Here is a 20,005-nt window from a genome sequence, read left to right as displayed (position 1 = left end):
GCGGACGGCAATATGACATCGCCGCCGAGGCCCTGGGCGAGAGGACGGATCAGATCGTGTCGCACGCGTTCCTCTTCCCTTCGCCCGTTATGTTTGTGCCCAGTGTGCCTATACAGGCCCGGCCGAAGATCCGCATCATACGGCAGCGCAACTCGGTTGTCCGACTAATATTGGGAGCGATAACACGCAAGTGCGAACCCACCGGAGCCGATCTTCTCTGAGTATACGACCACGGCATTTGCGATTGCATGCTGATAATATCGCAATCACCTGCTAAAAAGCGCAGCATGAGCCTCGCCACGCGCAAGCCGCGCAACACTTCGGGCCGCAGAAGCGGCGCACCCACGATTTCCGACGTCGCGGTTCTCGCAGGCGTTTCACCGATGACCGTTTCGCGAGTCATCAACGGCGAGGCCAAGGTCCGCGAGGCGACGCGCGAGGCGGTCAACACCGCGATCGACACGTTGCGCTATGCGCCCAACCGGGCCGCGCGGAGCTTGGCCGGGGGCGGGCAGATGCGGATCGGCCTGCTCTACAGCAACCCGAGCGCGGCGTATCTGAGCGAGTTCCTGGTCGGCAGCCTGGAACAGGCGAGCCGCAGCGACGTGCAGTTGATCGTCGAGAAATGCGACATCGGCGACCACGAGATCGAGGTGGCGCGGCACATGATCGAGAGCGGGATCGACGGCGTGATCCTGCCGCCGCCGCTGTGCGATTCGCGCGCGGTGCTCGACGTGCTGACGGAGGCCGGCGTGCCGACCGTCGTCGTGGCGACCGGATCGCCGCCGGACGGGTCCGCCGCCGTGACGATCGACGATTTCGAAGCGGCGCGTGCGATGACCGAACATCTTGTGAAACTGGGCCATTCGCGGATCGGGTTCATCATCGGCAACCCGAACCAGACCGCTAGCCGCCTGCGTCACGAGGGGTATCTGGCGGCGATCGCCGATGCCGGTCTGGCGCCCGACGAGTCGCTCGTGGTCGGTGGCCTGTTCACCTATCGCTCGGGCCTCGACGGTGCGGAACAACTGCTCGATGCGAAGGACCCGCCCACCGCGATCTTCGCGAGCAACGACGACATGGCGGCGGCGAGCGTCGCGGTCGCGCACCGTCGCGGTCTCGACGTGCCAGGCGACCTGACGGTGTGCGGGTTCGACGACAGCGCGCTGGCGACGACGATCTGGCCCGAACTGACGACGATCCACCAGCCGATCGCCGACATGTCGCGCGCGGCGGTCGAGCTGCTCGTGTCGGCGATCTTCAATCGTCGCAGTGGCGGCCAGGATGCGAACGGCCATGTCGTGCTCGATTATACGCTGGTGCGTCGTCAGTCCGACGCCGCGCCGCGCCGCCGACCGCCGTCGCGCGTTCATGTGTAGCCGTACAGGCGCTTGACCGACCGACGATCGTCGCGGTAGCGCTCCCATAAGACAATAGACCGCGTTCAGGAGAGTTTGCAGTGGACCGTGTACCGGTGAAGCCGTTTCGATCGCGCGACTGGTTCGCCGATCCCGCCCGGTCGGACATGACCGCCCTCTATCTCGAACGCTTCATGAATTACGGGCTGACCCCGGCGGAGCTGCGCTCGGGCCGGCCGATCATCGGCATCGCGCAGTCGGGCAGCGACCTTTCGCCGTGCAACCGCATCCATCTCGAGCTCGCCAAGCGGACTCGGGACGGGATCCGTGATGCGGGCGGTATCGCGATGGAGTTTCCGGTCCATCCGATCTTCGAGAATTGCCGGCGGCCGACTGCGGCACTCGATCGCAACCTGGCGTATCTGGGGCTGGTCGAGACGCTGTACGGCTATCCGATCGACGCGGTCGTTCTGACCACCGGCTGCGACAAGACCACGCCGTCGGGCATCATGGCGGCGTCGACCGTCGATATTCCGGCGATCGTGCTGTCGGGCGGGCCGATGCTCGATGGGTGGCATGATGGCGAGCTGGTCGGGTCGGGCACCGTGATCTGGCGTAGCCGGCGCAAGCTGGCGGCGGGCGAGATCGACGAGGAGGAGTTCCTCAACCGCGCCACCGACAGCGCGCCGTCGGCTGGGCATTGCAATACGATGGGCACGGCGTCGACGATGAACGCGGTCGCCGAAGCTCTGGGGCTGTCGCTGACCGGGTGCGCGGCGATTCCCGCGCCGTACCGCGAGCGCGGACAGATGGCGTACGAGACCGGGCGGCGGATCGTCGAGATGGCGTATGAGGATTTGCGGCCGTCAAAGATTTTGACGCGCGAGAGCTTCCTGAACGCGATCCGTGTGGTCAGCGCGATCGGCGGGTCGAGCAACGCGCAGCCGCATATCATGGCGATGGCGCAGCATGCCGGCGTGACGCTGTATCCGGAGGACTGGTCGGATCATGGGTACGACCTGCCGTTGCTGGTGAACATGCAGCCTGCGGGGAAGTATCTCGGCGAGCGGTTCCACCGGGCGGGCGGCGTTCCCGCGGTTCTCCACGAACTGATCGCGGGCGGGAAGCTCGACACGAGTTGCCTGACCGTGACGGGGCGGTCGATCGGCGAGAACATCGCGGGGCGCGAGACGCGCGACCGCGAGATGATCAAGCCGTTCGACGCGCCGATGATGGAGCGCGCAGGCTTCCTGGTGCTCAAGGGCAATCTGTTCGATTTCGGGATCATGAAGACCTCGGTGATCTCTGCGGCGTTCCGTGCGCGCTATCTGTCGGCGCCGGGCGCGGAAGATCGGTTCGAGGCGCGGGCGATCGTGTTCGAGGGGTCGGACGATTATCACCACCGGATCAACGATCCTGCGCTCGACATCGACGAGGGCTGTATCCTCGTCATCCGCGGCGCGGGGCCGATCGGCTGGCCGGGCTCGGCGGAAGTCGTCAACATGCAGCCACCTGACGCGCTGATCCAGCGCGGCGTGCTGGCTCTGCCGACGCTGGGGGATGGACGGCAGTCTGGGACGTCGGACAGCCCTTCGATCCTGAACGTCTCGCCGGAGAGCGCGGTTGGCGGCGGGTTGTCGTGGATCCGGACGGGCGACGTGATCCGGATCGATCTGATTGCGGGCACTTGCGATGCGCTGGTCGAGCCCGATGAGATCGCGCGGCGCAAGGGCGAGGGGCTGCCCCCGGTGCCCGAGAGCAATACGCCTTGGGAAGAACTCTACCGCGAGAAGACCGGGCAGTTGGCCGAAGGCGGCGTACTGGACTTCGCGGTGAAGTATCGCGGGATTTCGGCGAAGACGCCTCGGCATAACCACTGAGGTTTGGGGGCGGGGCCTGGTGCCTCGCCTCTCGTCCATCAAGCGATCGTGATCTGGCGTAAGGCCGCCAAGGCTGAGCTTTTCGATATGCTCGCCATGGCCTGTTGCCCGTCCACCCGGCACGCGCTGGTCTCCCCATGCCGTCGATCTATGACCGCCACTCAAGTCGTGGTGGGTGTCGCCTTGGGCGCACCTCCCGGCGGGGGCCAGGGCTTAGGTGGGGAGCGTTTGCTGGCGGAGGGGGCGCGCCGTTACTTCGGCCTTGCCAACTGGGCCCCTGACTATGCCGGGGTAGTGATTTTAGGTGGTAGGCGGCTTTTGGCCCGTCCTACCGTCCTAAGGGGCTGCTGAGGTGAGCTGCCCTTATCCAGCGGACCGCGAGCCGGGGCCGCGGTCCGCCGGTTAGCATCAACCTACCATGTCTTCCAGCTCGCGGCCGCGGGTTTCCGAGACCATCTTCCAGACGAAGAAGAACGAGACGAACGCGGACAGGGCGTAGAAGCCGTAGGTCAGCGACAGGCCGAGCGAGATCGCCATCGTCGGGAAGCTCACCGAGATCGCGAAGTTGGCGAACCACTGCGCGAAGCCGGCGACTGCCAGACCCGAACCGCGGATCTGGGTCGGGAACATCTCGCCGAGCATCACCCACATGATCGGGCCCCAGCTCAGGTTGAAGAACACGACATAGGCGTTGGCCGCGATCAGCGCGATCAGGCCGTTCTGGTCGGACAGTCGCAGCGAACCGTCGACGATCGCGCCGCTGGCGAAGCAGATCGCGACGATCGTCAGCGCAACGGTCATGCCCGCAGAACCGATCAGCAGGAGCGGCTTGCGGCCGATCTTGTCGACCAGTGCGACGGTGAGCAGGCAGGCAATGATCGACAGCGAGCCCGACAGGATGTTGATGAGCAGCGAATCGCTCTCGCTGAAGCCGACCGACTGCCACAGCACCGAACCGTAGTAGAACACGATGTTGATGCCGACGAACTGCTGGAAGATCGCGAGGCCGATGCCGGTCCAGACGATCGGGCGGATCTTGCCGCTCGCCTTGTCGATCAGATCCGACAGCTTCGGGCGGTGCGCGTCGACCGACAGCGAGCCGCGGATCTCAGCGACCTTGCGCGTTGCCTCTGCGGCACCGAACAGGCGCGTGAGAACGACCTGTGCTTCGTCGTACCGGCCCTTGAGCACCAGGAAGCGCGGGCTTTCGGGGATCAGGAACAGCGTGGCGAGATACACGGCAGCCGGGATGACCTGCATCCAGAACATCCAGCGCCATGCCGGGTAATCGAGCCAGAACAACGCGGTCGACGAACCGGCGATGCGGGCTAGATACCAGTTGGCGACGAACGCGCCGGTCAGGCCGGTGATGATCATGATCTGCTGCACGCTCGAAAGCCGGCCGCGAACGTTCGCAGGGACGACTTCGGAGATGTAGACGGGGGCGAGCACGCTGGCGGCGCCGATGCCGAGGCCGCCGATGATGCGGGCGAGCACGAACATCGTCGCGGACGTTGCGGCACCTGCGCCGAGCGCGCTGATGATGAACAACACGGCGGCGATCATCATCACGTTGCGACGGCCGAGATTGTCGGCAAGCCGCCCGGCCATGAACGCGCCGACCGACGAACCGATCAGGATCGCGCCGACGGTGAAGCCGGTACCGAGCGACGACAGCGCGAAGGTGCTTTCGAGGCCTGCCTGCGTGCCGTTGATCACGCCCGAGTCATAGCCGAACATAAACCCGCCGATGGTCGCGACGATGACGATCATCGCAATCAGGGCGCGGTTCACTTGGGGCGCGGATTCTGCCGCAATAGTCATTGGTTTTCCTCTCCGTGACGGCGCTCTGACGGCGACGTTTGTCGTAAAATGGGGTTCATTACAGGGTAATCGGTTCGACCGGTACGCCGGGAACGGCGACGCGGAACGTGAACAGGTTTCCGGCCAGAGGTTGGGCCGCGAGCGCTTCGTCGTCGAGTCCCTTGGCTGCGGTCGTCGCATAGGCGGTGCGACCGTCGGGGCCACCGAGCGTGATCTTGGTGATGTTCGCGACCGGGAAGCGGACGATGTCTGTGCAGGTGCCGTCCGGCGCGAACCGGCGTGCCGCCCAACCGCCGAAGAACCCGACCCAGACGCCACCTTCGGAGTCGCAGATTGCGCCGTCGGGATGACCGTCGTCGGGGCCGATCGTCAAGAAAGGGCGGGGCTCGCCGACCGTACCGGCCGCGTCGATCGGGTAGGCGTCGATCCGCTTGCCGAGCGTATCGACCGCATAGAGCGTCCGACCGTCGGGCGAGATCGCGGGGCCATTGGTGATCGCGACAGGCGGGATGTCCGTCTTGGTCAGTTCACCGTCATGCCAGTGATAGACGTGGCCGGTGTCCTCGGACTCGGCATTGTCCATCGTCCCGAACCATACGCGGCCGGTGGGATCGCGCGCGGCATCGTTGAGGCGATTGCCGGGAGTCTCGGCGTGGACCACCGCGATCTGGTCGAAAGCGCCGGTCGCCGGATCGAACCGGTGAAGGGCACCACGGACGCCTGCGAGAAACCCGCCATCGTCCGCCGGAATGATCCAGCCGACCTGGTCTGGCGCTTCCCAGGTGTCGAGCGTTCCCGTCGCCGGATCGAACCGGTGCACGCACGGTGCCTTGATATCGACGAACCAGAGCGCTGCATCGCGCGCGATCCAGATCGGGCCCTCGCCGAGCGTCGCGCCGACATCGCAGATGCTTTCCGCCCTGATTTCGACGGGGCTCTCGACGGGAACCTCGTGGCTCATCTTAGCGCCACCCGGCATCGACGAAATAGTCGTGGCCGGTGCACATCCGTGCATCGTCCGACGCGAGGAACAGCACCAGCGCCGCGACGTCCGCGGGCTGGACGCGGGTCTTGAGGCACTGTGCGCCGATGATCTCAGCCTCGCCTTCGGGCGTGTACCATTTGAGCTGGCGCGGCGTCTCGACGTTGCCGGGGACGATCGTGTTGACGCGGATGCCGTCGCCGCCGAGATCGCGCGCCATCGCGCGAGTCATGCCCTCGATGCCGGCCTTGGCGGTCTGGTAGATAAGCAGTTCGGGCAGCGCGAGATGCCACGAGATCGAGCCGAAATTGAGGATCACGCCGCCGCCGGCGCGCTTCATCGACGGCACCACGGCCTGGCCCGTGAAGAACAGATGGCGCAGGTTGGTCGCCATCCGCTCGTCCCAATAGGCGGGCGTGATTTCCTCGATCGTGTGGCGATCATCGTTCGCGGCATTGTTGACGAGCACGTCGATCCCGCCGAGCCGATCCTCGATCGTCGCGACCGTGGCCTTCAGCGCGTCAATGTCGCGCAGGTCGAGCGGCAGAAATATCGGCGCGGTCGCGACGTCGGGCGTCAGCGTCTCGATCAGCGCCTCCGCGGCGTCCTTGGCCATGTCGACGAACGCGACATGCGCGCCCTGACGCGCGAACGCCTCGACCAGACCGGCGCCGATCCCCGATGCGCCGCCGGTAATGAGGACGCGCTTGCCCTTCAGGCTTGGATAGATCGCCGTCTGGTCGGCCATTTCGGTCTTCTGCAACACGCGTTACGCCCCTTGATTCTTGGTATGCCCGAGTAGGCCCCGGCTCGCGAGGTTCCGCATCAGGTCGCCGATCCCGTAATTCCACGGTGCCGCGTCCTTCGACGTCGTCACCGGATTGACGAGCGCGCCGAGCTTCGGGTTCGAGATCGTGACGATGTCGCCGACCGCGTGCGTGAAACCGCGACCCGGCTCGTCGCGGTCCTGCGTCGGTGCGAACAGCGTGCCGAGGAACAGCACGAAGCCGTCGGGATATTGGTGCTCGCTCATCGCCTGGCGGACGAGTTCCTCGGGATCGCGGCTGATCTGGTCCATCGAGCTGCTGCCTTCGAGGCGGTAGCCGTCAGCGCCTTCGATCGTCAGTGCGATCTGCGCGGCGCGAACGTCGTCCATGCCGAAAGTGTCGTCGAACAACCGAATGAACGGCCCGATCGAACAGGACGCGTTGTTGTCCTTGGCCTTGCCGAGCAGGAGCGCCGAACGCCCCTCGAAATCGCGCAGGTTGACGTCGTTGCCGAGCGCCGCGCCGACCGTCTTGCCGGTGCTGTCGACGACGAGCACGACTTCCGGTTCGGGGTTGTTCCAGGTGGAGTCGGAGCGGATGCCGATCTCGCCACCCCAGCCGATCGTCGACAGCGTCGGGCTCTTGGTGAAGATCTCCGCGTCGGGGCCGATCGCGACCTCGAGATATTGCGACCACATGCCGTCTTCGATCAACGCGGCCTTCAGCGCGGCGGCTTCGGGCGAGCCGGGCACGACCGAGCGGATGCTGCCGCCGACGCGCTCTTCGAGGCGGGCGCGGACTGCGGTCGCGGCCGACGCGTCGCCGCGAGCGCGCTCTTCGATCACGCGTTCGAGTGCGGACACCGCGAAGGTAACGCCCGATGCCTTGACGACGTGGAGGTCGATCGGGCTCAACAAGCGCGTCTTCGCGTCGGCTGCCGGTGAAAGTTTCAGGTCGTCGAGGGCGCCGAGGTCGGAGCCGGCAGCGGTGTCGAAATTCCCGCCAGCGATCAGATCGGCGACTGTCGGTGCGACGGCGGACATGTCATACACGCGACCACCGCGAACGATTACCGGCGTCGGGCCGTCGCCCAGGTCGACTCGGCCGAGCAATGCCGCCTGTTCCCAATCGGCGGGCAATGCCCCAGCCGATGCGAATGCGATCTCCACGATGTAATCCCCTCCAGATTTGTTAGCGGTACCGTATGCTGCGTAGCGGCAGCGTCAAGTCCCCAATCGCAACGCGGTTTCGCCGAACGGCAGCCGACCGACTTGCACGATCCGTAAAACCACGCCATTAATCTTACAAATGACATTCGCGGTCAACACAGACACGCGTGGCGGGAGACGGGGAGGGGTATGATCGATGAAACGCAACGCGACCGCCTCGGCCCCTTGATTCAGGTGGTACCGATATCACCCGCCCTCGTCCTTGAAGGACCAATAGCGCCTGTGTTCGGTCTCGGACCGGATGGCAGCGATGATGTGTCGGACGTGACGACATTCCCACGCGTAGCCCCATGGCCAGGCGTATCCCGGCACCGATCGGCGGGGGGCATTCGCTGCGGACCCGTCTTCACCAAGAAGGATTGATGATGGTTCGTATGAAACGCGCGCTCGCCGGGCTGGCGTTGTCGGCATCGATGATTGCCGGCATCGCGTCCGCGCAGACCGCTACCGAGACGCCGCGGATCGTCACCAAGGGCGGCCGTCATGCGCTGATGGTCGATGGGGCGCCGTTCCTGATGCTCGGCGCGCAGGTCAACAACAGCAGCAACTACGCGTCCGCACTGCCGCAGGTGTGGCCGATGCTCGACCGCATCCATGCGAACACGGTGGAGATCCCGATCGCCTGGCAGCAGGTCGAGGCGGTCGAGGGAAAGTTCGACCTCAGCTTCCTGCAGACGCTGCTCGACCAGGCGCGGGCGCACGACAAGCGCGTCGTGCTGCTCTGGTTCGGGACGTGGAAGAACACGTCGCCGGGCTACACGCCGGATTGGTTCAAGGCTGACAACAAGCGCTTCCCGCGAATGAAGATGAAGGACGGCACGGATCATTACGTCCATTCGCCGATGTTCCGCGCGACGCTGGAGGCGGACAAGCGCGCGTTCGTCGAGGTGATGAAGTACCTCAAGGCGCATGATCCGCAGAACACGGTGATCATGGTACAGCCGGAGAACGAGGTCGGCAGCTATCGCTCGCCGCGCGATTATGGGGCTCAGGCCAATGCGGTGTTTGCCAAGCCCGTGCCCGCCGAGCTGGCGAAGGCGTTGAAGAAGCCAGGCGGAAGCTGGACGCAGATGTTCGGGGCGCAGGCGGATCGCGCGTTCAACACCTGGCATACCGCGCGTTTCGTCGACGAGATCGCGGCGGCTGGGAAGGCGATCAAGCCGTTGCCGATGTACGTCAACGCATCGCTCGCCGGGCCGTCGAACGTGCCCGACCCGACCGGGGTGGCGAGCGGGGGGCCGCAGCAGGACGTGCTGGATATCTGGAAGGCGGCGGCGCCTGCGCTCGATTTTCAGGCGCCGGATATCTACGACCGCGATGCTGGGCACGTCGCGCTGTATCTCGATGCGTATGCGCGGCCCGACAATGCTTTGATGGTCCCCGAGATCGGCAACGCGAAGGAGTTCGCGCGGTTCTTTTGGGCGGCGCTGGGACGCGGCGCGATCGGCTATGCGCCGTTCGGCATGGATGACACCGGGTATTTCAATTACCCGCTGGGGGCGAAGGTGCTCGACGACGAGACGCTCGATGCGATCGGGCTGAAATACGGTGCGCTGGCGACGATGGCGCGTGACTGGGCGAAGATCGCGTTCGAACATCCGACCTGGGGTGCGGCCAAACCCGAAGATGGCGCGGGCCAGGCCCCGGCTCAGTCGATCACGATGGGCGATTGGACGATCGGCACGAGCTATGGCGAGTGGCAGTTCGGGCAGAAGGACTGGACCTGGATCAAGTCCGAGCCCCCCGTCTGGGCGAAGGAAGCGGTCGGCGGTGTTGCGGTCGCGCATCTGTCGCCGAACGAGTTCCTCGTGGTCGGCGATCATGTCCGGCTGAACTTCGGGACTGCCAAGGGCGGACCCAAGAACGGCTCGGTATTCCGCGTCGAGGAGGGGCGCGTGGTCGATGGGCGCTGGGTGATGAGCCGCGTGTGGAACGGCGACCAGACCGATTACGGGATCAACCTCATCACACCGGTCATCCTGAAGGTGACCATGGGCAGCTACAAATAACGAGCGCGAAGCTCGGCGATATCAAAGGGATGACGATGATGAAGGCTTTCGGTTTCGCGGTGCTGCTCGCGGGCAGCGCACTTACCCCGGCACTTGCGCAAGGACAGGTGGCCAAGGGCGGTTTCGAGAAGATCACGGGCGGGATCGGCGTTGTGCCTTCCAGCGGCCCGGCGGGCTGGGTCGAGGTGACGGTGCACGGGGACGGGATCATCCATGTCGTCGCGAGCCCGACGCGCACGACGACCGCGCCGAGCCTGATGGTGCCAACGCCGCCGGTCGCGGGTCAGTACACGGTCACGCAGCAGGGCAAGCGCGTTCTCGTCGCGACCGCGCGCGATACCGCCGAGGTCGATCTGAAGACTGGCCGCGTGCGGTTCCTCGATGCTGCGGGGAAGGTCGTGCTCGATCAGGCCGCGGCGCCTGCGTTCGTCAAGACGAGTGCAGACGGGAAGCCGTTCGTGGTCGCCTCGCAGCAGTTCAACCGCGGCACGGACGAGGGGCTGTACGGTCTCGGCCAACACCAGAACGCGCAGATGGATTACAACGGCGAGGACGTGGAACTCGCGCAGCACAACATGGACATCGCCGTCCCGTTCGTCGTCTCGACGAAGAATTACGGCCTGTTGTGGGACAATGACGGCATCACCCGCTTCGGTAATCCGCGGCCCTATTCGTTGGTCGGCACAGATAGCCTGAAGGTGACGAGCGGCGGCAAGCCGGGTTTTACGGCGCAATATTATCTCGGCGACCGGCTCGCGGTGACGCAGCAGGAAGCGTCGATCAACTACCAGTATATCAAGGATCAGGCGAAGTGGCCCGCCGCCGCCAAGGCCCAGACGGTCGCCGCGACAGGCGGGCAGAACACCGCGGGCAATGCGGTCGAGACGCAGAAGGTCGTGTGGACCGGCGACGTGACGCCGGACGTCAGCGGCGTGCACAAGTTCCAGCTCTACGGCTCGAGCTATTTCAAGGTGTTCGCGGACGGCAAGGAGGTGCTGAACCGCTGGCGCCAGAACTGGAACCCCTGGTACGCGAATTTCGACCTGCCGATGACCAAGGGCAAGCGCGTCGCGGTGCGGATCGAGTGGGAGCCCAACGCGGGGTATATCGCGCTGCTCCACAATAATCCCCTGGCGGCGCCCGATCGCCATTCGGTGTGGTTCACCAGCGATATCGCGAAGTCGGTCAATTATTGGTACGTGCCCGGCAAGGACATGGACGAGGTCGTCGCGGGCTATCGCTCGCTCACCGGCAAGGCCGTGATGATGCCGAAATGGGCGTATGGCTTCTGGCAGTCGCGCCAGCGCTACAACACGCAGGACGAGGTCGTCGACGTCGTCAAGAAGTACCGCGACCTGAAGATCCCGCTCGATAACATCGTCCAGGACTGGTTCTACTGGCCGGAGAATGCGTGGGGCAGCCACGCGTTCGACAAGGCGCGCTTCCCCGAGCCGCAGAAGATGATCGACAAGATCCACGACATGAACGCGCGCTTCATGATCTCGGTCTGGCCGAAATTCTATCCGACCACGGAGAACTACAAGGAGCTGGCGGCGAAGGGCTACACCTATCGCGGCAACCTCGATTACGGGAACAAGGACTGGGTCGGGCCGGGCTATCTGAACACCGACTACGATCCCTATGCGCCCGAAGCGCGGACGATCTACTGGCGGCAGATCAAGGACAGCCTCGCGAAGATCGGCACCGACGCATGGTGGCTCGATGCGAGCGAGCCCGATATTCATTCGAACCTGTCGATTCCCGAGCGGATCGCCACTATGGGCCCGACTGCCGCGGGACCGGCTGCGCAGTATTTCAACAGCTATCCGCTGGTGCATGTCGGCGCGGTCTATGACGGCTGGCGGCAGTTCAAGCCCGACGTCCGTCCGTTCATCCTGACGCGGTCGGGGTTCGGCGGGTTGCAGCGCGAGGGCGCCGCAGTGTGGTCGGGCGACGTCGCGAGCCGCTGGTACGATCTGCGCGCGCAGATTTCGGCGGGCGTGAACGTCTCGATGTCCGGCATCCCGAACTGGACGCACGATATCGGCGGCTTCGCGCTGGAGGATCGCTATGCGAGCAAGACGCCGACCGCGGCGAACCTCGACGAGTGGCGCGAGCTTAACCTGCGCTGGTTCCAGTTCGGCGCGTTCAGCCCGCTGTTCCGCAGCCACGGCGAGAGCCCGTACCGCGAGATCTACGAGATTTCGCCCGAGGGGTCGCCGATGCGCAACTCGATGGTCTGGTACGACCAGCTTCGCTACCGCCTGATGCCGTATATCTACACGGTCGCGGCGGACACGTGGTTCAAGGACGGCAGCATCATGCGCGGCCTCGTGATGGATTATCCGAACGATGTGCAGGCGCGGAAGGTGAACGACGAATATCTGTTCGGCGACAGCTTCCTCGTCGCGCCGGTGACCGAATATCGCGCGCGGTCTCGCTCGGTGTATCTGCCGGGCGCTACGGTCTGGTACGACTTCAACACCGGTCAGGCGTATCGCGGCGGACAGAGCGTGACCGTCGCGGCGCCGTATGAACGGATGCCGCTGTTCGTGAAGGCCGGCGCGATCGTGCCGATGGGGCCGGTCACGCAATATGTCGACCAGAAGCCCGACGCACCGCTGACGCTGGCGGTCTATCCGGGCGCGAACGGGAGCTTCGGGCTGTACGAGGATGACGGCACTAGCGAGCAGTATCGTGGCGGCGCGTATAGCCGGATCCCGGTGACGTATGACGATGCGACCGGGGTGGTGACGCTCGGGGCTCGCGAAGGGCAGGGGTATAAGGCGATGCCTGCCAGCCGGACGGTACGGGTGCGCTGGATGACGGCTGGGCGTCCGCTGGATCTTGATGGGACGGGGGATGCTTCGGTCGTTTATCGTGGGGCTGCGGTGGAGGTTAAGCGGCCGGCTCGGTGAGGGATTGGGCGGTCTCGCCTGGGACCGCCCTCCGTCTTGCAGAACGGCGGGTCTGAGGCGATTCAATTTCACTGGGCTACCGTGGGCATGATCTCTGCGTCATCCCGGCGAAAGCTAGGATCCAGAGCTACGGACGATGCGCTGTTTGGCTCTGGATCCTGGGTCGAGCCGAGGATGACGGAGTGGTGGATCGAAAGCTCAGGGCACCACCCCGGCGGAGGCTGGGGCCCAATTGAGGGACGGTGGTAACGGCGGGCATCGCTTTGTTTACTACGACCTTTCCAATTGGGCCCCGGCCTTCGCCGGGGTGGGGCGATATGGTGGTGATGGCTCCCTCGCGGTCGTCTTGGCGGGGTAGCGGTGGCAGGCTTAGGTCAGCCCGCGGCCTTCTAGCCTCAGTACGGGCACGAACCTCCCGCGCGTGTTCGACGGGATCGTCACAAGCAGGCCTCTTGCATCCTGCTTGTGCGCGATCACGCCGCCACCGAGCAGCGTAACCCGTTCGACCACGCCGCTGTTCACCGAGCGCGCCAGCGAGCCGATCGTCGCCGCGCCCTCCGGCCAGCCGAGGAAGAGCGCATACAGCGCGCCCTTGTTGGTCGTGAACCGGATGTCCTTCGCGGTGAACGGCTTCACCGTCTCGTTCTGCATGCCCGTCGGCAGGATCGTCGGACCCTCGCCATAGCGACGCCACGGGCGCGAGCCGAAGATCGCTTCGCCGTTGATCGCGACCCAGTCGGTCATGCCGTCGAGGATATGCTCGACCTCGCTGTCGATCGAGCCGTCGCCGGGTTGCGGCACCGAGAGCAGCAGGTTGCCGTTCTTCGACACGACGTCGGCCAGCCGCTGGATGACTTCCGGCGCGCTCTTGTAGCTTTTGTCGCGGAGGCGGGCGACGTTGTAGAACCAGTCGCCCAGGCACGTGTCCGTCTGCCACGGCTCGTCCCAGATATGGTCGGTGTAGCCGCGCTCGACGTCTTCGACCAAGCCGAAGCGGTGGCTCGGCTGGATCTTCTTCGCGGTGAGGACGACGTCGATCTTGCCGTGCCACTGGATCGAGCGGTTGTAATAGTCGGCGAGCGATTCCAGCCCAATCGGCCCGAACGGAAGCTCGTAATCGTCGAAATAGACCATGTCCGGCTTGTACTTGTCGATCAGGTCGGTCTGGCGGAGCAGCCATTTCGCCGCATAGCCGGGCGCGTTCTTCGGGCCGTGCTCCATCCACTGGCCGTCGTTCTTGTCGTGCCAGTCGTTCATCGCCGCGATGCTGTCGATGCCGTCGGGCGCGGCCATGTGCGCGCCGGTGTAGAGCTGCTGCGGGTCGAGGCCGTCCCACCATTTGCCCTTGCCGTCCGCCTTGCGGAGCGTGGACGCGTCGTAGCGCACGCCCTTCAGGGGGCCGGTCGGATCATAGGCGTAGCCGGTCTGGTACCAGTGCCAGGCGTGCGCGGCATGGTTCGAGACGCCGAACCTGAGGCCGGCTTTCCGCGCCGCCTTTTCCCAGATGCCTACGATGTCGCGCTTCGGGCCGACGCGGAGCGAGTTCCACGCGTGATACCGGCTGTCGTAGCAGTCGAGATTGTCGTGATGGCAGGCGAGCGACATGAAGTATTTCGCCCCGGCCTTTTTGTAGCGTTCGATCAGCGCGTCGGGATCCCAGCGGTCCGCGGTCCAGCGGTTCTGGATGTCCATCATGCCGGTCTTCGACGGATGGCCGTACGTCTTCAGGTGATGCTCGTACATCGGATGCCCCTGCATATACAGGAACCGGCCGTACCAATCGCCTTGTTCGGGCACCGATTGCGGGCCCCAATGCGACCATAGGCCGAGCTTCGCGTCGCGGAACCAGTCGGGGTAGCGGTACGCGTTCACCAACGAAGGCCAGTTGGGCTGCACCGGCCCGGCGGCCAGACCCATCGGGCTTTGCGCTACCGCTCCACGTGCCGCGCCGAGCGCCGCGATTCCGGCGAGGACCGACCGCCTGTTGAAATCCATCATTTGGTTTTCCCGCCAAGAGTTTTTGCGATCGCAGCCAGCGCCAAGGGCTTCATCACGGCATAGCCCTGCGGCGTCGGGTGGACGCCGTCGGTGGCATACCCCGGCTTCATGCCGCCGTCCGGGCCGGCGAGTGCGGCGTGGTAATCGACATAGGTGAAGCCATTCTTCGCCGCATAGCCGCGCAGCCATGCGTTAAAGGTGACGATCTGAGGCGCGGGTTTCATCGCCGGGCTCCAGGGGAAGGCGGCGGCGGGGGGCGTCGAGGCGAGGATCGCCTTGATGCCATGCGCGCGCGCGAGTTCGGCCATCGTCTCGATATTGCCCTGCACGGTCTGGATCGTCGCCGCCCCGGTGTTCCCGGCGATATCGTTGGTGCCTGCCATGATGTGAACGGCGAGCGGCTTCAGCGCGAGCACGTCGGCGCGGAAGCGGACGAGCATCTGCGGCGTAGTCTGGCCACCGATGCCACGATCGACGAGGCCATCGGTAAACAGCGTCGGATCGGCACCGATCCAATTGTCGGTGATCGAATCGCCCATGAACACGACGCGGACCTTCGCGCCGGACGTGGCGAGCGCGACGTTCTGCGCGGCATACCGGCACAGCTGGCCGAAATCGCGCGTGAGCATATGCAATTTCCATGCGTCCCAGCCCGCGCCATCCGCAGGCTTTGGATGCGCCGGACATGGATCGGCGACGATGCCGACCGGGTCGGCAGCATAGGGGTCGCCGGGCACGACCGTCTGCGCGATCCCGGCCTGCACTGACAGCGCGCCGATCAACGCAGCGCCCACGCTACCGACAAATCGTGAATTGATCATATCTGTTACCGTTTCCGACCAGGTGTTGTCTGACAATACTAAATGCGACCGAATTTAGCAGGAAGTTATACGATCGTCTGCAAGGATCGGGGTGTCGTGACGGGGGAGGCCGCGTCGATCTATCATAAATACTCTTTCAAATACCGATTTGCGTGATATGACAAATCAAGGCCGTTGGCGCTATCGCCGACTTCAAAGGTCGAAGGAGGGAACGGGCAGGGTCGAACGATCCGAGCCGTGCCATCGAAACTAGAGGCGGGAAACCGCGCGCCCGGAATGAACGTCCCGGGAAGCAATCGGCGCGATTGCGATGACGCGGCGTGCCATTCGATGTGTTGAAAGGGATTATCATGTTCATCCGTTCGCAGCGCGAGATCGCGCTTCGCCTGCTCGCCGGGTCCTCCGCCGCCGTACTCGCGTTCGGCCTGATCCCTGCTGCCTTCGCACAGGATGCGACGTCCGCGACGCCGGTCGCCGATGGCCAGGTCGCGCCAGCGGCGCAGTCGGCCAGCGGTGCGAACACGGCCCCCAGCGGCGACCAGGGGCAGGGCGTCGAGGCGGCCGCCGCACCCGGCGGCGACGATATCGTCGTGACCGGCGTGCGCGCCAGCCTTCGCAGCGCACAGGCGATCAAGCGCAATTCCGACCAGATCGTCGACTCGATCGTCGCGGAGGACATCGGCAAGCTGCCCGATCGCAACGTCGCCGAGGCGCTGCAGCGCATCTCGGGTATCCAGGTCACGCGCAACTATGGCGAAGGCAGTTCGGTCGCGATCCGCGGCCTGACGCAGGTCCGCACCGAGCTCAACGGCCGCGACATCTTCACGGCCAGCGGCACCGGTACGTCGCTGAGCCTCGAGGACATTCCTTCGGAGTTGCTCGCCGGCATCGACGTCTACAAGAACCCGTCGGCGGACCTGATCGAGGATCAGCTTAGCGGCACGATCAACCTTCGTACCCGCAAGGCGTTCGACTTCGACGGCTTCAAGATTTCGGCAGGCGTGGCGAACACGTATTACGACCTCGCGCGCAAGAGCCAGCCGACCGCGTCGGTGCTGCTCAGCGATCGCTGGAATACCGGCATTGGCGAGATCGGCGTGCTGGTCAGCGCGTCGTACCAGAAGACGGTATTCAGCCAGGACACGATCTCGACCGAGCCGTTCAACACGCTCGATCCGAACGATCCTGATGCAGCAACGCGCGCCGCGTCGATCGCTTCGCTCGCGACGCTCGGCCGTACCGGCCAGGTCACGACCTTGCCGCGCGGCACCGGCATCGGCCAGGTCAACGGTGCGCGCCGTCGCTTCGGCATCGACGCATCGCTCCAGTGGCGCCCGACCGATACGCTGGAATTCACCGGCGAGGTCTTCCGTAACGATTACAAGTTCCGCTACGACGACTTCAGCTATTTCGCGCAGCCAACCGAGGGTGTGACCAACGTCTCGCCCTTGCCCGGCGCGCCGTTCACCTTCGCTCCGAACGGCGATTTCCAGAGCGGCACGTTCCAGAACATCCGTGTCGCGGCCAATACCAGCCTCGAGAACCGTCACTCGACGACGACCGACTATTCGCTGAACGGCAAGTGGCGGCCAACCTCCAACCTGACGATCACGGCGGACGGCCAGTATGTCGATTCGAAGACCACGCGTACGCGGTCGATCGTCGGCTTGAACGGCAACAACGACGGCACGCTGTTCCAGGACATCTCGGGCGATGTACCGTCGTTCCAGATCACGACACCCACCGGTCTGACCAACGCCGCGACCTATGGCTCCGCTTTCTATCTGGACAACCTCAATCGCTCGCGCGGCAAGGACAAGACGGCGCGCCTCGACGGTGAGTATAAGTTCGACAACAGCGTGTTGCGGTCGATCAAGCTCGGCGTTCGCTATGCAGATCGCAGCAATCTCTACAGCGACACCGGCTATCGGTATACCGGGCTGAACGCCGTGCCGAGCCAACTCGAATTCGCCGATTTCAGCAAGTTCTTCCACGGCGACGCCGACTTGTTCGGCAACGCGCTGCTGTTTTCGCGCGGTATCACGCAGGATTACGACCTGACGCGCGCCACGCTGGGCATCACGACGCTGCCGAGCTATCTGCCGAGCAGCACGACGACGCAGTCGCAGAAGACCTATACGGGCTATGCCACCGCGTTCTTCAACGCCGCCGACCTGCCGGTGCCGATCGACGGCAATATCGGTCTGCGCGTCGTCCAGACCAAGCTCGCGGTCGCCGGCTTCTATCAGCAGACCGATCTGATCACGCCCCCGGGCGGGACGGCGCAGGTTACGGGACCGACGACCTTCGTCGCGGCCGGCAACAAGGACGACTATACGTCGGTCCTGCCGAGCGCGAACTTCCGGGCGCATCTGACCGAAAGGCTCCAGCTTCGCTTGGCGCTTTCGAAGAACATTTCGCGCCCGGACCTCAACCAGCTCAACCCGAGCCTCAACATCACCGAGCCTGGTCGCGCGCAGATCGCACAGCTGCAGTATACGTCGGGCGGCAATCCGAACCTGAAGCCGATGACCGCGAAGAACGTCGACGCTTCGGCCGAATGGTATTTCGCGCCGACCGGTTCACTGACCGTCGCAGGCTTCTACAAGGACATTTCCGACTATATCCAGACCGGCATTTCGAACCGGGCGGTGACGTTCACCGACGGTCTGACCGCGAACTATAGCGTCACGTCGTACAGCAACGTCTCCAACGCGAAGGTGAAGGGTGCCGAAGTCGCCTATCAGCAGTTCTTCGACTTCCTGCCAGGACCTCTTGCTGGCCTTGGCGCCCAGGCAAACTTCACCTTCGTCGACTCGCAGGCACCGAGCCCGGCGACCGAGGGTCCGGTGCGCGATCTGCCGCTGCAGGGTCTGTCCAAGTACAACTACAATTTGATCGGCATCTACGAGCTCGGCATCATCTCGGCACGCGTGGCGTATAACTGGCGCAGCAAGTATCTGGTGGCGACGTCGAGCAACGGCTCGGGCAACCTGCCGGTGTTCCAGAAGCCGTCGGGGCAGCTCGATGCGTCGATCACCGCCAACGTGACGCCGCATTTCTCGCTGACGCTGAACGCGGTCAACCTGACCAACACCGTACGCTCGACCTTTTACGGTATCACGACCCGCCCGCGTGATTCGATCATGAGCGATCGCCAGATCGCAGGGGTCGCGCGCATCACGTTCTGATTTCACCCTCTTTCAACGTCTCTCCCCGACTGGCCGGATCCCACGATCCGGCCATTTTTTTGTGTCTTGTCGGGATGCGGAAAGCGGTTGGCGCGCCCGGAGGGGTTCGAACCCCCGACCGAGGAGGTAGAAGCTCCTTGCTCTATCCAGCTGAGCTACGGGCGCGCGCTGCGGCGACGACTAGCGCGGATTGTGCGGGCTTGGAACCTCGATCATAACCGGCTCCATGGATATTGAAGGGAATGGGGAGCGGGGGCCCGAACCGGTTGCCGCGAGCGCGGTGTCGGGCGGGCAGTTTCGCTATTACGACTTCGTGATGGCGGCGTTCGTGACGATCCTGCTGCTGTCGAACGTGATCGGCGCAGGCAAGCGCGCGGTGATCGACCTGCCGTTCATCGGAGCATGGCCGTTCGGCGCGGGCATCCTGTTCTTCCCGGTCAGCTACGTGATCGGCGACGTCCTGACCGAGGTCTATGGGTACGCGCGGGCGCGGCGCTGCATCTGGGCTGGCTTCGGCGCGATGCTGTTCATGGTGTTCATGTCCGCGGTCGTCGTGGCGCTTCCGCCTGACCAGGGATGGACGGGCCAAGCCGCGTACGAATCGGTGTTCGGGCAGGTACCGCGGATCGTGTTCGCGTCGATCTGCGCGTTCTGGGTGGGGGAGTTCGCCAACAGCTTCGTGCTCGCGCGGATGAAGATCTGGACGCAGGAGCGAATGCTGTGGACGCGGACGATCGGCAGCACGGTCGTGGGGCAGGCGTTCGACAGCCTGATCTTCTATCCGCTCGCGTTTTACGGCGCGCCGGACTGGCCGGTCGAGGCGATGCTGATGGTGATGGTCAGCCAGTTTTTGCTGAAGGTGTCGTGGGAGGTGCTGCTGACGCCGCTGACCTATTTGGCGGTGGGGTGGTTGAAGCGGCGTGAGGGTGTCGATGTGTATGACCGGGGGACGGACTTTTCGCCGTTCCGGACTCGGGTTTGAGACCTGCGACCCTCATGATTCCGTTCCCGCATCCGTCCCCCCACAC

Annotated in this window: 12 protein-coding genes and 1 tRNA gene; 6 read left to right on the top strand and 7 right to left on the bottom strand. The window is 64.7% G+C overall.

The annotated features are described in order from the left end of the window. Positions 1–287 precede the first annotated feature (287 nt). Entirely contained in the window at positions 288–1,379 is a 1,092-nt protein-coding gene (locus QFZ54_RS07165; RefSeq protein ID WP_307085795.1) for a LacI family DNA-binding transcriptional regulator, read from the top strand. An 80-nt stretch (positions 1,380–1,459) separates the two neighbouring features. Further along, positions 1,460–3,238: an IlvD/Edd family dehydratase gene (locus QFZ54_RS07160; protein ID WP_307085793.1), complete on the top strand. Its 1,779-nt coding sequence runs from the start codon at positions 1,460–1,462 to the stop codon at positions 3,236–3,238. Positions 3,239–3,646: 408 nt separating this feature from the next. Here the strand turns inward: QFZ54_RS07160 and QFZ54_RS07155 are convergent, their stop codons facing one another. The 4 genes from QFZ54_RS07155 to QFZ54_RS07140 are packed head-to-tail and all read right to left on the bottom strand — an operon-like array spanning position 3,647 to position 7,983. Further along, a complete protein-coding gene (locus QFZ54_RS07155) occupies positions 3,647–5,062 on the bottom strand; it encodes a sugar porter family MFS transporter (RefSeq protein ID WP_373458467.1) in 1,416 nt (471 codons plus the stop codon). A gap of 58 nt (positions 5,063–5,120) precedes the next feature. Further along, a complete protein-coding gene (locus QFZ54_RS07150; protein WP_307085791.1) occupies positions 5,121–6,023 on the bottom strand; it encodes an SMP-30/gluconolactonase/LRE family protein in 903 nt (300 codons plus the stop codon). A gap of 1 nt (position 6,024) precedes the next feature. Further along, complete coding sequence (locus QFZ54_RS07145; RefSeq protein WP_307089317.1) at positions 6,025–6,792, bottom strand: SDR family NAD(P)-dependent oxidoreductase; 768 nt, start codon at positions 6,790–6,792, stop codon at positions 6,025–6,027. A gap of 21 nt (positions 6,793–6,813) precedes the next feature. Further along, positions 6,814–7,983: a fumarylacetoacetate hydrolase family protein gene (locus tag QFZ54_RS07140; RefSeq protein WP_373458583.1), complete on the bottom strand. Its 1,170-nt coding sequence runs from the start codon at positions 7,981–7,983 to the stop codon at positions 6,814–6,816. 431 nt (positions 7,984–8,414) lie between these two features. On the opposite strand from QFZ54_RS07140, the gene QFZ54_RS07135 reads away from it, so the two are divergent. Together QFZ54_RS07135 and QFZ54_RS07130 are read left to right on the top strand one after the other, a co-directional pair. Continuing rightward, the gene (locus QFZ54_RS07135) at positions 8,415–10,049 is read left to right on the top strand and encodes a DUF5597 domain-containing protein (RefSeq protein ID WP_307089316.1); all 1,635 of its coding nucleotides are present in this window, start codon (positions 8,415–8,417) and stop codon (positions 10,047–10,049) included. A gap of 38 nt (positions 10,050–10,087) precedes the next feature. After that, positions 10,088–12,967, top strand: a complete 2,880-nt coding sequence (locus QFZ54_RS07130) for a TIM-barrel domain-containing protein (RefSeq protein WP_307085787.1) — start codon at positions 10,088–10,090, stop codon at positions 12,965–12,967. A gap of 369 nt (positions 12,968–13,336) precedes the next feature. Here the strand turns inward: QFZ54_RS07130 and QFZ54_RS07125 are convergent, their stop codons facing one another. Next, complete coding sequence (locus QFZ54_RS07125) at positions 13,337–14,965, bottom strand: alpha-L-fucosidase (RefSeq protein ID WP_307085784.1); 1,629 nt, start codon at positions 14,963–14,965, stop codon at positions 13,337–13,339. After that, on the bottom strand, positions 14,962–15,786 hold the full coding sequence (locus tag QFZ54_RS07120) for an SGNH/GDSL hydrolase family protein (RefSeq protein WP_307085782.1): 825 nt from the start codon (positions 15,784–15,786) through the stop codon (positions 14,962–14,964). Before QFZ54_RS07120 ends, QFZ54_RS07125 begins: the two co-directional genes overlap by 4 nt. A 350-nt stretch (positions 15,787–16,136) precedes the next feature. Between QFZ54_RS07120 and QFZ54_RS07115 the strand changes: the two genes are divergently transcribed. After that, the gene (locus QFZ54_RS07115) at positions 16,137–18,977 is read left to right on the top strand and encodes a TonB-dependent receptor (protein ID WP_307085780.1); all 2,841 of its coding nucleotides are present in this window, start codon (positions 16,137–16,139) and stop codon (positions 18,975–18,977) included. Positions 18,978–19,065: 88 nt separating this feature from the next. Here the strand turns inward: QFZ54_RS07115 and QFZ54_RS07110 are convergent. Further along, positions 19,066–19,142 (bottom strand) — tRNA-Arg (locus tag QFZ54_RS07110). Positions 19,143–19,203: 61 nt separating this feature from the next. Here QFZ54_RS07110 and QFZ54_RS07105 point away from each other — a divergent pair. Beyond that, positions 19,204–19,959 (top strand): queuosine precursor transporter, encoded by a 756-nt coding sequence (locus QFZ54_RS07105; protein ID WP_307085778.1) that lies wholly within the window; start codon positions 19,204–19,206, stop codon positions 19,957–19,959. The last annotated feature ends 46 nt before the right edge of the window (positions 19,960–20,005 follow it).

The sequence above is a fragment of the Sphingomonas faeni genome, assembly GCF_030817315.1.
GTDB classification, from domain to species: Bacteria; Pseudomonadota; Alphaproteobacteria; order Sphingomonadales; family Sphingomonadaceae; genus Sphingomonas; species Sphingomonas faeni_C.
This window is presented reverse-complemented; position numbering and strand designations above follow the sequence as displayed.